Consider the following 12,310-nt stretch of genomic DNA (forward strand, 5'->3'; position numbering starts at 1 on the left):
TTAACCAGCTTTCCAAATTACTGTGTCATTCAGCGGTGTTTCTCTGCACCAAGCTCGAGGGGTCAGATTGTAGGAAGTCTACAACGACTCAGGTCTGATTCCGCGCCGGATGCCGTTCGGTGGGCGCTTTTGGCGGCGCCGCAAGACGCCCGACCACAAGCGCCGCCTGCAGCACAAACGCCTCGCGCGGAAGGAGCGGATCCCAGCCGGTGACGTCGCAGACGCGCTTGAGCCGGTACCTGACCGTGTTGGCGTGGACGAACAGTTCCCTCGCTGTCGCCTCCAGCGAATGGCCTAATTCAAGGTAGGTTCCGAGTGTCTCCACCAGGCCGTTCGAGGCGGCGACCAGCGGGCGGTAGATGTTCTTGACGAGTGAACGGCGTGCGGCTTCGTCACCCGAAATGACACGTTCGGGCAGCAGGTCGTCGGCAGCCACCGGCCGGGGCGCCGAAGGCCAGGCGCGTGCCGCGGTAAGGCCAGCGAAAGCAGACTGGGCTGATCCGCTGGCCTCAAGCAGGGAGCCCGCCTCCGCGCCATAGACCACGGGCCCGGGCGCGAACATTTCGCTGAGCTTCAGGTAGGCGGTCTCGCGGTCCTGGATCCCGCCGAGGATCAGGATCAGCCTGTCACCCTGAATGCCCACCAACGCGTCTTCCGCGTAGCGGCCGGCCAGGCGTCGCAGTTCGCTGACATAGCTGGCGCTTGGCTCGGACGGGGAATTTCCCACCATGACGGTGAACCGCTCCTGCGCTTTCCAGCCCAGTGCGGCGATCCTGGAGCGCAGCGCATCGGTGTTTTCACCGCGCAGGATGGCGTCCACGATCAGGGCCTCGAGCCGCGTGTCCCATGATCCGCGCGATTCAGCGGCCCTCGCGTATACGTCCGCGGCGGCAAAGGCTACTTCCCGCGAGTACCGCAGTACGGCTTCACGCAGCGAGGGCTGGTCCGCTTCGGGGGCAATGACCGGGACTTGGTCCTCCACTACTTCCACCACGATCCGGATGAGCTGGAGGGCCTTCTGCAGGCTGATGGACCGGGTCAGTTCCGTGGGGGCTGTACCAAAGACGTCGGAGAGGATCCACGACGGCGAACTGGGACGCTCATACCAGGCGACAAACGCCGCGATGCCGTTCTGTGCCACCATGCCCAAAGCGGATCGCTCGTCGGAGCTGAGCCGGGAGTACCAGGGGAGTGACTTCTCCAACTGCCGGAGCGTCGTGGTGGACAACTGGCCTACACTCGCCCTGAGCTTTTTCAGGGTCTCGGACTTCTCCGGCGTGGTACTGCGCGAGGTTGGTTTGCGCTTCGCGGTCGGGGTGGTTGGCTCAGGCATATTCTGAGCATACGGTGCCCGCCGCGCAAGCTCCATTTTGTACAAAGGCTACAACGGCGGTGGACGCGCATCACAGGCGGAAGCCTGACCGGCAAACGCAAGGGAACGACGACGGCGGCCCTCGCCTTTCGGTGGGGGCCGCCGTCGTCGTTAATTCCCTATCAGAGTTCTTTGTCCGGATACTGTGCCGACGAGGGCCTTTTTGTGGCGTTATCCGGACAAAAACGCAAGGGCTGGATCAGGACTCGCCGCCTGCATTGCCGGTGGAACCGGCGTTGACGTTGTGCAGGCGGTACTTTTCGATGGCCTGGGCCGGGGCCTGGGCATCAACTTCACTGCGGCGCGCCAGCATCTCCAGTGAACGGACCACGATGGAGTGGATGTCGTTCTTGAAGAAGCGGCGGGCTGCTGCGCGGGTGTCCGAGAAGCCGAAGCCGTCCGCGCCGAGTGTTGCGAACTCGTTCGGCACAAACTGGCGGATCTGGTCCGGGACTGCCTTCATGTAGTCCGAGACGGCAACCACGGGGCCGGTGGCACCCGCGAGTTGCTGGGTCACAAACGGCACGCGGGCGGGCTGGCCCGGGTTGAGGAATGCTTCTTCCTCCGCGGCCATGCCATCCCGGCGCAGTTCATTCCAGGACGTGACGGACCAGACGTCAGCTGAGACGCCCCAGTCTTCGGCGAGCAGCCGCTGGGCCTCGATGGCCCACGGAACCGAGACGCCGGAGGCCAGGATCTGGGTCCGGGGACCGTCGATCTTTGCCGGGGCCAGCAGGTAGATGCCCTTCAGGACGCCTTCGACGTCGAGATCCTCGGGTTCCGCCGGCTGCGTGATCGGCTCGTTGTATACCGTGAGGTAGTACATCAGGTTCCGGTCAGTGGAATCCGGTCCGTACATGCGCTCGATGCCGTCCCGCATGATGTGGCCCATCTCGTACCCGTAAGCGGGGTCGTAGGTGACCACGGCCGGGTTGGTGGACGCGAGCAGCGGGGAGTGGCCGTCAGCGTGCTGGAGTCCCTCGCCGGTCAGGGTGGTCCGGCCGGCGGTGGCACCGATGATGAAGCCGCGGGCCATCTGGTCCCCGGCCGCCCAGAAAGCATCGCCCGTGCGCTGGAAGCCGAACATCGAGTAGAACACGTACACCGGGAGCAGCGGCACGCCGTGGGTGGCGTACGCGGTGCCGGCGGCGGTGAACGCTGCGACGGCGCCAGCTTCGTTGATGCCTGGGTGGATCAGCTGTCCCTGCGCGGACTCCTTGTAGGCGAGCACGAGGTCGCGGTCCACCGACAGGTAGTTCTGGCCCTTGGGGTTGTAGATCTTGGCGGTGGGGAAGAATGCATCCATGCCGAACGTGCGGGCTTCGTCAGGGATGATCGGCGCGATGTGCTTGCCGAAGTTCTTATCCCGCATGAGGTCCTTGAGGAGCCGGACGAACGCCATGGTGGTGGCCGCCTGCTGCTTGCCGGAACCGCGCTTGGCGACTTCGTAGGTCTTGGCGTCAGGCAGGGCGATGTCCTGGTGCTTGGAGCGGCGCTCCGGCACGGCGCCGCCGAGCTCGGCCCGGCGTTCCATCATGTACTTGATCTCCGGCGCGTCGCTGCCCGGGTGGAAGTACGGCGGCTGGTACAGATCCTTCTCGAGCTGCTCGTCGGTCACCGGAATCCGCAGGTGGTCGCGGAACTTCTTCAGGTCATCGAGGGTGAGCTTCTTCATCTGGTGGGTCGCGTTGCGGCCCTCGAAGTGCGGCCCGAGGCCGTAGCCCTTAACGGTGTGCGCCAGGATGACGGTCGGCTTGCCCTTGAACTCGGTCGCGGCCTTGTACGCGGCGTAAACCTTGTGGTAATCGTGGCCGCCGCGCTTGAGGTTCCAGATCTCATCATCGGACAGGTCCGCGACCATGTCCTTGGTCTGCGGGGTCTGGCCGAAGAAATGTTCCCGGACGAACCCGCCGGACTCGGCCTTGTAGGTCTGGTAATCGCCGTCGACGGTCTCGTTCATGATCTTCACGAGTGAGCCGTCGTCATCCTTGGCGAGCAGGTCATCCCACTCGCGTCCCCAGACGACCTTGATGACGTTCCAGCCGGCACCGCGGAAGAACGCTTCGAGTTCCTGCATGATCTTGCCGTTGCCACGCACCGGCCCGTCCAAGCGCTGGAGGTTGCAGTTGATCACGAAGTTCAGGTTGTCCAGGTTTTCGTTCGCGGCGAGCTGGAGCAGGCCACGGGACTCGGGCTCGTCCATTTCGCCATCACCCAGGAACGCCCAGACCTGCTGGTCCGAGGTGTCCTTCAGCCCGCGGTTGTGCAGGTAGCGGTTGGACTGCGCCTGGTAGATCGCATTCATCGGGCCGATGCCCATCGAGACCGTGGGGAATTCCCAGAACTCCGGCATCAGCCGCGGGTGCGGGTAGGAGGACAGCGCGTGGCCCTCCTTGGACTTCTCCTGGCGGAAGCCGTCCATGTCTTCCTCGGTGAGCCGGCCTTCCATGAACGCCCGTGCGTACATGCCGGGGGACGCGTGGCCCTGGAAATAGACCTGGTCACCGCCGCCCGGGTGGTCCTTGCCGCGGAAGAAGTGGTTGAACCCCACCTCGTACAGGGTGGCGGCACCCGCGTAGGTGGAAATGTGCCCGCCGACGCCGATGTTCGCCTTCTGGGCCCGGTGCACCATGATGGCAGCGTTCCAGCGCATGTAGGCCCGGTACCGGCGCTCGAATTCCTCGTTGCCGGGGAACTGTGCTTCCTGATCCACCGGGATGGTGTTCACGTAGTCCGTGGTTGTCACCATCGGCACTCCGACGCTCTGCGCGCCGGCACGCTGCAGCAGGCTCCGCATGATGTATTGGGCACGTTCGGTGCCCTGTTCCCTGATCAGTGCATCCAGGGACTCAACCCATTCGGCGGTCTCTTCCGGATCACGATCAGGCAGCTGGTTAGTCAACCCGCTGAGGATATGGGAGGTATCTTCTCCTGCAGCCACGTCCAACCTCTCTTTGCGCGCATGCATCGGCGCCCTCACGCCGGGCAGGGTGACTGTCCGGATGACTGCGACGTGTGCGACGTATCGGTTACAACAGCCCGGTCATGTGCGCCGGGCAGGGTCCTATCACGCCTATGTCTGCATTCAGTTCCAGGCGGTCGCCCCGCAGGCATAGTTGTCACCAGCCACTCTAGCTCTGACTTCAGCGTGATGCGTAGCCGCGTCCATGGCACCGCAGTTGTGTTTCGCCGTCATACTGGTTGTGTGACGGAAGCCGCTGCAACGCAGGCTGAAGGCCTTGTATGTGACGCAGAATATGGCGGATCGCGGGGTTGGCAGCTTGAAGCGCAGGCACAAAGGGTGTTGGCTTGGAGTAATGGAAATCACTATGCGAATTGCATGTATTAGGCATTGGAGGAACACGTGAGTGAGGCCGACGCCGCCACTTCGGTAAATGTGGCGGAAAAATTGGGTTTCAAAAGCGGGGATCTGATTCAGGAGTTCGGCTACGACGATGATGTCGATTTCGACTTACGTGATGATATTGAGGACCTCACGGGGTCCGAGCTCCTGGATGAAGACGACCACGACGTCGTAGACGCCGTCATTTTCTGGTGGCGCGAGGGCGACGGGGATCTGGTGGATACCCTCATGGATTCGTTGACCACATTGAGTGAAGGCGGCGTCGTCTGGGTGCTGACGCCGAAGTCCGGGCGGCAGGGCTACGTGTCCCCGGCGGAAATCCAGGAAGCGGCGCCTACAGCCGGCCTGCATCTCACCACGTCCGCCGGCGTCTCCAAGGACTGGAGCGCAACCCGGCTGGTCAGCAAGAAAAACAAGTGACGGCAGCACTTTCCGTCACCGTGGGGCCTGTCCCGGCGGTGGGGGAGCCCGCCCCGGATTTTGAGCTGGTAAACCAGTTCGGGGAGCCGGTGAGGCTGTCCGCCCTCCGCGGCCAGAACGTCGTACTGGTGTTCTATCCTTTCGCGTTCTCCGGGATCTGCACGGGGGAACTCTGCGAAATCAGGGACAACCTGGCGGTCTTCGAGGATGCCAGGGCCACGGTCCTGGCGGTGTCTGTGGACAGCAAGTTCAGCCTGCGGGCTTACGCGGAAAAGGAAGCCTACGGCTTCGATCTGCTGGCGGACTTCTGGCCGCACGGGGCAGTGGCAAGCACTTACGGTGTCTTTGATCCGGAGAGCGGGATGGCCAAGCGCGGCACATTCATCATCGATGCTGCCGGAACAATCCGCTACGTCGTGGTGAATCCGCGCGGGCAGGCCCGTGAGCTCGCCGAATACCGCGAGGTCCTGGCGGGTCTGGACCGGGACTGACGCTGAATGGACCGGCAGCAGCGGGGTGTTGGCGCAGGCCTGACGGGCTTTGCCAGCCTTCCCGCTGCAACCCCCGCCGCGCTGGCGGATGAACATCTGCGGGAGATGGAGAGCGTCCGGTCGCTGCTGTCCGGCAAGCGTCTGGCACTGCTGACCGGCGCCGGGCTGAGCACGGATTCGGGCATCCCGGATTACCGTGGCCCGGACGCCGTGCCACGGTCTCCGATGACCTACCAGGAGTTTGTGCGCGATCCTGCCAACCGCCAGCGGTACTGGGCGCGGAACCACATCGGATGGTCGCACTTACGGCATGCGGATCCCAACCAGGGGCACCGTGCCGTGGCGGAACTCGAGCGCCGGGGGCTGCTGACCGGCCTCATCACGCAGAACGTGGACCGCCTGCACCAGGAGGCCGGCAGTACAAACGTCATTGACCTGCACGGCCGCTACGACCAGGTGGTCTGCCTGGACTGCAGGCGGACCTACACCAGGCGTCTGCTGGCAGAGGTGTTGGCAGAACTGAACCCGGAATTCCTGGCGCGAGCCACGAAATCGGGGCTGGTGGAAATGGCCCCCGACGCCGACGCAACAGTTGACGACGCAGCGCTCATCAGCGGCTTTGTTGTTGCGGCCTGTCCAGCCTGTGGCGGAACGCTCAAGCCTGACTTCGTGTACTTCGGCGAGAACGTACCCAAGGAGCGGGTTGAGGCCGCCTACGCCATGGTGGACGACGCCGCGGCCCTCCTTGTTGCCGGTTCTTCGCTGACTGTGATGAGCGGGTTGCGGTTCGTCCGGCACGCGGCAAAGGGCGGCAAGCCGGTGGTGATCATCAACCGGGGAGAGACCAGGGGCGACCCCCAGGCCACCCTCAAGCTCCATACCGGCGTTAGTGAGTCACTGGCGTGGCTTGCAGCCGAACTTCCCGATCTCTGAACCGATCCTCCGAAAAATCCCCGGCTCATGGGTGTGGGCCACGGCCGGTGTGCGCGGATTGGCTTTTGCTCCCGCACATCAGGTAGAGTTTATGTTCGTTGGTTGACGCGCTGAAGTGCGGAAACTGATTATTTGGGTCTTTAGCTCAGCTGGTAGAGCGCCACGTTTACACCGTGGATGTCATCGGTTCGATCCCGGTAGGACCCACCAGTAAACCCCGTTTGTTCCAAGACTTCACGGTCGGGAACAGCGGGGTTTTTTGTTTCCCCGGCCGCGCCTGAGAGGGTGCGTGCCCCGCCGCTTATTGTCGGTGCCCCTGCCTAGAGTTCCCGCTATGGATTATGTGGTGGTTAGGACGTCGCGGGACGGCATCCCTACGGCGGTGGTCAGCGGGGGCAGGGAATGGGCCGTAGGTGCCGAAGCGGTGAGGTGGTTTGAGCGGGTGAGCTGGTGGGAGAACCAGCGGCGAATGCCCAAGGGCCTGGGCCGTGTGGATGTTGAGGTCCTCCAGGTCCAGGTGAGGCTGGGACGCAACCCACAGTCCGCCCTGACCACCATGGTGCTGGAACGCGATGGCCTCGGCGGCGGCTGGCGGCTGCGGGAATCAGCCGCGGACGCGGCCTGAGACCCGGTGCCTGGCGTTCCGGGGCATTGGAAAACCCTCCACCGCGACTATTGGGGGATGCCGCGGTGGAGGGTCTGAAATGAATATACAGTGAACTGCCAGAAACAAACAAATGCCCCACGTCACGTGTCGGGCGTTGCTGCCGGCGATGATCTCTTACCGCCAACCGCGACGCAGCCATTATGATGGTTACTGTTCAGCGGAATGAACAACTACACCTCCAGCGCTACCGGCGTGCCCATTGAAGGAGAATCATGGCCGATTCCCGCACCCCCCGCTCCTCCGATGGCCTGGGGAGCGCATCGCCGGCACCTGCGGTCACCCGCGCTGCCGCCGTCATGGATGCCTTGGCGGCCTCCGCTACCGGCAGGCTGACGCTGAGCGATCTCGCCCGTGAGCTGGGGATCCCGAAATCATCCACTTCCAACCTGTTGCTGGCCTTGGAGGAAGCCCGGCTCATCAGCCGTCAGGGCGCCGAGTTCACCCTTGGCCGCAAGCTGGTGGAACTCGGCGCCGCCTACCTGAGCCGGCTTGATGAGGTGCAGGAGTTCTACCGATTCTGCGAACAAGCACCGACGCTCTCCGGTGAGACGGTGCGGATAGCCATGCTCGACGGCGCCAACGTCATCTATCTGGCGCGCTACGAAGGACATCCCGCAGTCCGGCTCACCTCCAATATCGGCGATAAGATGCCTGTTTCGCTGTGCGCGGTGGGTAAGGCTTTGATCGCCCGCCTCCACGACCACGACCTCGACGAAATGTTTCCCGACCAGGCCGAGCTTCCAGTGCTCACTCCCAAGTCGTTGCGTACCGGCGCGGAGCTGAAGGCACAGCTGCGCGAGATCCGGGAACAGGGTTATGCCTTCGAAGACGAGGAATCCACCACAGGCGTCGTGTGCCTGGCCGTCTCGGTTCCCACCCGCGGTGCCCACGGTCCCAGCCTGGGACTCTCTGTCACGGCCTTGAAGGCAACCTACTCGGCTGAGCAGGGCTCCCAGATGGTCAAGGAGCTCAATGAGCTGGCCCGGTCCCTGGGCAATCCCATGGGCTAAAGGCGCCGCTTAACGCTGTTCCAGTAACAAAAAATGCCGCGGACCTTGCTAGCTGTTCAACTTGCTGTACTCTGTTCAATATAGTGATCGGCACAACAGGCGATTTCGCTATCCCACCACAGGCCAACGGGGGTCTGGAGTGTTCTTGAGGGAGTTCTTGTGACAACTCGTACTAATTCACCGCAGGCTGACGTGGACGGCGCCGCCGTCGATCCGGAGCAGCTGCGACGGGCAACTCTTGCCAGCTCAGTGGGCTCCGCCCTGGAGTACTACGACTTCTACATCTACGGCCTGGCGTCCGCGCTTATCTTCGGCCCGCTTTTCTTCTCACCGTTGGGCGAAAGCGGAGCAGTCATTGCTTCCTTCGCCACCTACGGCGTGGGCTTTGCCGCCCGGCCGTTCGGCGGCATCGTGTTCGGTTACATCGGTGACCGTTTCGGCCGGAAGATGGTCCTGATCCTGACCATCGGGCTGATGGGCATGGCAAGCTTCGCCATCGGCCTCCTGCCGACCTTCGAGCAGGCTGGCATGCTGGGAGCCGTCCTCCTGGTGGCCCTGCGCATCCTCCAGGGGCTTGGCGCCGGAGCCGAACAAGCTGGTGCCACCACACTGATCTCGGAAGTGGCCCCGCGACGCCGCCGTGGTTTCTTCGCGTCCCTGCCGTTCGTTGGCATCCAGCTCGGTACACTCCTGGGCGCTGGCACTTTCGCCCTGATGGCGCTGGCTGACAAGGAAGTGCTGCATGGCTGGCTGTGGCGCGTGCCGTTCCTGGCGAGTGTCATCCTGATCGTCATCGCGGTCTTCATCAGGCTCCGGCTCAAAGAGACCCCGGTGTTCCAGGAACTCGAAAAGCACAAGGCTGTGGTGAAGAACCCCGTCACCCAGATCTGGAAGCACTCGAAGAAGAACGTACTCATTGGCATCGGTCTTCGCATGGGTGAGAACGGAAACTCCTCCATCTACTCAGCGCTCCTGGTCTCCTTCATCAGCCTTCCCGCCGGTGTCTTTGCCGGCGACAAGTTCATCGGCCCCACCGGCCTCCTTATTGCCGCCGCGTTCGCAGCGGTCATGGTGGTCGCCTTCGGTGCCCTGTCTGACCGTTTCGGCCGGGTTCCGGTCTACCGCTACGGTGCGCTGTTCCAGGCCATCATTGCCCTGCCCGCGTTCTACCTGGTCACCCTGGGCAACGTCACCCTTGTCTGGGTGGTCATGGTGGTGGGTATCGCCCTGGGCGTCCAGTCCATGCTCGGCCCGCAGTGCGCCCTGCTGCCGGAACTCTTCGGCTCCCAGCACCGCTTCACCGGCGTGGCGCTGAGCCGTGAGCTCTCCGCAGTCCTCGCCGGCGGCTTCGCTCCCATGATCGGCGTTGCCCTCCTCGCCGCCACCGGCCACTCCTGGCTTGTCCCCGCGATCTACTCGCTGGTACTAGCGCTGATTTCTTTTGGAACAACCTTCTTCACCCCCGAGACCAATGGCCGCGACCTGCTCCTTGTGGAGGATGCCAGCTAGCCAGGTCCCGCACACGCAGCTCACAGGCGGCCTTCCCGGTGGGAAGGCCGCCTGTGGGCGTTCGGGGCGGACTCCAAATTGACGGTGGCTGCATAGTCCCGACGGCGGCCGGGTGGTGCTTACAAGCCGACCCGTAACAACGTGAAGAGCCCCTGCCGGGTTCCTGTAGTCAGGAATCCGGCAGGGGCTCTTCGCGAAAGTTCTGTTGCTGCGAACCGGGACGGTGCCTGTCAGTAGAAGTGGACCGGGTCCACCAGGTGGGGCAGGTCGCCGCCGTCGAGGAACGTGCGCAGGTTGCTGCAGAACCGCTCGGCGATCAGTCGGTTTTCTGCCGCACTGAGCGCGGAGGTGTGGGGTGACACCAGGACCTTGGGGTGCTCCCACAGCGGGCTGTCCTGGGGGAGCGGTTCAACGGCAAAGACGTCGAGGCAGGCGTAGGAGACCTGGCCGTTGTTGAGGGCTTCCAGGAGGGCGTCCTCATCCACCACCGTGCCGCGGCCAACATTTACGAACACCGTTCCCGGCTTCATAGCTGCAAAGACTTCGCGGTTGAAGAGCTTGTCCGTGAACGGCGTGCCGGGCAACGTGTTCACCACGGCATCTGCAGTGGCAAGGAGATGTGCGAGCCCGTTATTGTCCGCCACCTGCTCGATACCCTCGATGGGTTCAACCGTGCGCTTGGTGCCACTGACTTTCATGCCGAGGGCCCGGGCAATCCGGGCCGTCTCGAGGCCGATCTCACCGAGGCCCGTGACAACGAGCGTGGATCCGCTGACCAGCCGGGTGGGGGTCCGGAGCTCGGGCCATGCCTTGGCTGCCTGGTCCTGGACCAGCTCGGCGCTGCGCTTAAATCCGTTGAGGATTCCTAGTGCGGCGAATTCTGCGAGAGGCAGGGCGTGCACCCCGGCCGAGGTGGTCACCTTGAACTTGCTGAGAGTTTCCTGGTCCAGTCCCGAGGCCTTGACTGCGCCCCCGGCGCCGGCGGCCATGGCGTGTACCCATTGCAGCCGCGGGTTCTCGCGCGCGATGCGCGCCAGGCCTGCCGGGCTCTCGTTGGGCAGGCCGTACAGGACCTGTGCCTTGTTGAGCATGTCCCAGTACTGCTCTTCCTGCGCCGGCGTCCGCTTGAAGTCCGGATCCCCGGAATGGTCAGCGGGAAAGCGCTCCGGCGGAAGGAGGTCCGGCTCGTAGAGAACGGTCACGGAAAGGTCTACGGCGCGGATGCGGTCCACGTACTCTGCTTCGAGCGGAACGGCAATCGCGACGGTGGTTTGAGTCGTCATGTGTTCATCATACTGAATAGAGGCTAGGATATTGGACAGATTTCCCTACATTAACCACACAACGATGTGAGTCGAGGCGTATTGATGGAAGACAAAAGAGCGGGCTTTGTTGGCCTTGGGCTGATGGGACTGCCGATGGCACAGAATTTGGTCCGCGGCGGGCGGGACATCACCGCCTGGAACCGTTCCGACGGCCCCCTGCGCAATCTGGTGGCGATGGGCGCCGCCGCGGCGCCGGACGTTGCGGCGATGCGGGATCTCCCGATCATCGCCTTTATGCTGCCAGACCTTTCCTTCATCGAGGAGGCGACGGCGGGCCTGCTGGCGAGCTGGGCCGAAACCCCACCGGCGGCCGGTACGGCGCTTGTTGTGATGAGCTCGGTTTCGCCCGCCAAGGTCCAGGACTTCGGCCGCCGGGTGCAGGCGGCCAGTGACGGCCGCGCCGTGGTGGTGGACGCCCCGGTCAGCGGCGGAACCAGGGGGGCCACCGATGGCACCCTGGCCATCATGGCCGGCAGTACGCTCGAAGAATTCCGGCGGCTCGAGCCCTTCTTTGCCGCAATGGGAACCACGGTCCGGCATTTGGGCCCATTGGGCTCAGGGTCGCTGGCCAAAGCCTGCAACCAGCTCATCGTAGGAACCACGACGGCGGCGCTCGCCGAGGCGGCCGAACTCGCCGAACGTTCCGGCATGGATCCGGCGGCGCTCTTTGACGTTTTGGCCGGCGGCCTCGCCGGCAGCCGCGTCCTGGAAAACGTGGGTCCACGGTTGGTCCGGAAGGATTACACGCCAACAGGCCCGGCCAAATTTATGCACAAGGACCTTTCCTTTGTGCTTGAGTCAGCCGGTGACGTCGGTGCCGCTGTGCCCATGGCGACTGCCGGCGTCGAGCTCTACGCCGAACTCAAGCGGCAGGGCTTGGGCGACCAGGATCTTGCCGTAGTGCGGCAGGCCATTTCACATTTGAGCGACAACCGGGCTGGCGCGGTAACTGCCCGCTCCACCTTGAGAGGAACTACTGGATCATGAGTGTGCTTTTTGATTTGACGGGGCGGGTTGCCTTGGTGACGGGGTCGAGCCGGGGGATTGGTAACGCGTTGGCGCGGGCGTTGGCTGAGGCGGGGGCGACGGTGGTGTTGAACGGGGTGAATGCGGAGCGGTTGAAGGCTGCTGAGGTGGCGTTGGCTGCTGATTTCGGTCCGGGCCGGGTTCATAGTGTCGCGTTTGATGTCACCAGTGATGCCGAGGCTGCCCGTGGTGT

Annotated in this window: 11 protein-coding genes and 1 tRNA gene; 9 read left to right on the forward strand and 3 right to left on the reverse strand. The window is 63.7% G+C overall.

Annotated features, from left to right (window positions below; all coding sequences use genetic code 11):
- Positions 1-88 precede the first annotated feature (88 nt).
- Both AC1DIM_RS08970 and aceE read right to left on the reverse strand, forming a co-directional pair.
- Complete coding sequence (locus AC1DIM_RS08970; protein ID WP_477710122.1) at positions 89-1,333, reverse strand: PucR family transcriptional regulator; 1,245 nt, start codon at positions 1,331-1,333, stop codon at positions 89-91.
- A gap of 238 nt (positions 1,334-1,571) precedes the next feature.
- Complete coding sequence (gene aceE / locus AC1DIM_RS08975) at positions 1,572-4,340, reverse strand: pyruvate dehydrogenase (acetyl-transferring), homodimeric type (RefSeq protein WP_477710123.1); 2,769 nt, start codon at positions 4,338-4,340, stop codon at positions 1,572-1,574.
- Positions 4,341-4,736: 396 nt separating this feature from the next.
- Between aceE and AC1DIM_RS08980 the strand changes: the two genes are divergently transcribed.
- From AC1DIM_RS08980 to AC1DIM_RS09010, 7 genes are all read left to right on the forward strand, one after another.
- A complete protein-coding gene (locus AC1DIM_RS08980) occupies positions 4,737-5,156 on the forward strand; it encodes a DUF3052 domain-containing protein (RefSeq protein ID WP_477710124.1) in 420 nt (139 codons plus the stop codon).
- Positions 5,153-5,647 (forward strand): peroxiredoxin, encoded by a 495-nt coding sequence (locus AC1DIM_RS08985; RefSeq protein WP_477710125.1) that lies wholly within the window; start codon positions 5,153-5,155, stop codon positions 5,645-5,647. The genes AC1DIM_RS08980 and AC1DIM_RS08985 overlap by 4 nt, the downstream gene beginning before the upstream one ends.
- A 6-nt stretch (positions 5,648-5,653) precedes the next feature.
- A complete protein-coding gene (locus tag AC1DIM_RS08990) occupies positions 5,654-6,580 on the forward strand; it encodes an NAD-dependent protein deacetylase (protein ID WP_477710126.1) in 927 nt (308 codons plus the stop codon).
- A gap of 134 nt (positions 6,581-6,714) precedes the next feature.
- Positions 6,715-6,790: transfer RNA gene (locus AC1DIM_RS08995), tRNA-Val, on the forward strand.
- Between the two features lie 124 nt (positions 6,791-6,914).
- The gene (locus tag AC1DIM_RS09000; protein WP_477710127.1) at positions 6,915-7,205 is read left to right on the forward strand and encodes a hypothetical protein; all 291 of its coding nucleotides are present in this window, start codon (positions 6,915-6,917) and stop codon (positions 7,203-7,205) included.
- Between the two features lie 254 nt (positions 7,206-7,459).
- The gene (locus AC1DIM_RS09005) at positions 7,460-8,257 is read left to right on the forward strand and encodes an IclR family transcriptional regulator (RefSeq protein ID WP_477710128.1); all 798 of its coding nucleotides are present in this window, start codon (positions 7,460-7,462) and stop codon (positions 8,255-8,257) included.
- 159 nt (positions 8,258-8,416) lie between these two features.
- Complete coding sequence (locus AC1DIM_RS09010) at positions 8,417-9,766, forward strand: MFS transporter (protein WP_477710129.1); 1,350 nt, start codon at positions 8,417-8,419, stop codon at positions 9,764-9,766.
- Between the two features lie 230 nt (positions 9,767-9,996).
- Here the strand turns inward: AC1DIM_RS09010 and AC1DIM_RS09015 are convergent, their stop codons facing one another.
- Positions 9,997-11,049 carry a D-2-hydroxyacid dehydrogenase gene (locus tag AC1DIM_RS09015; RefSeq protein ID WP_477710130.1) on the reverse strand — a complete coding sequence of 351 codons (1,053 nt, stop codon included), beginning with the start codon at positions 11,047-11,049 and terminating at the stop codon, positions 9,997-9,999.
- Between the two features lie 84 nt (positions 11,050-11,133).
- On the opposite strand from AC1DIM_RS09015, the gene AC1DIM_RS09020 reads away from it, so the two are divergent.
- Together AC1DIM_RS09020 and AC1DIM_RS09025 are read left to right on the forward strand one after the other, a co-directional pair.
- Positions 11,134-12,078: an NAD(P)-dependent oxidoreductase gene (locus AC1DIM_RS09020; protein WP_477710131.1), complete on the forward strand. Its 945-nt coding sequence runs from the start codon at positions 11,134-11,136 to the stop codon at positions 12,076-12,078.
- The coding region (locus AC1DIM_RS09025) for an SDR family NAD(P)-dependent oxidoreductase (protein WP_477710132.1) at positions 12,075-12,310 on the forward strand (236 nt) is incomplete at its 3' end. The genes AC1DIM_RS09020 and AC1DIM_RS09025, both read left to right, overlap by 4 nt.

It is taken from the genome of Pseudarthrobacter sp. 01T43 (genome assembly GCF_056398665.1).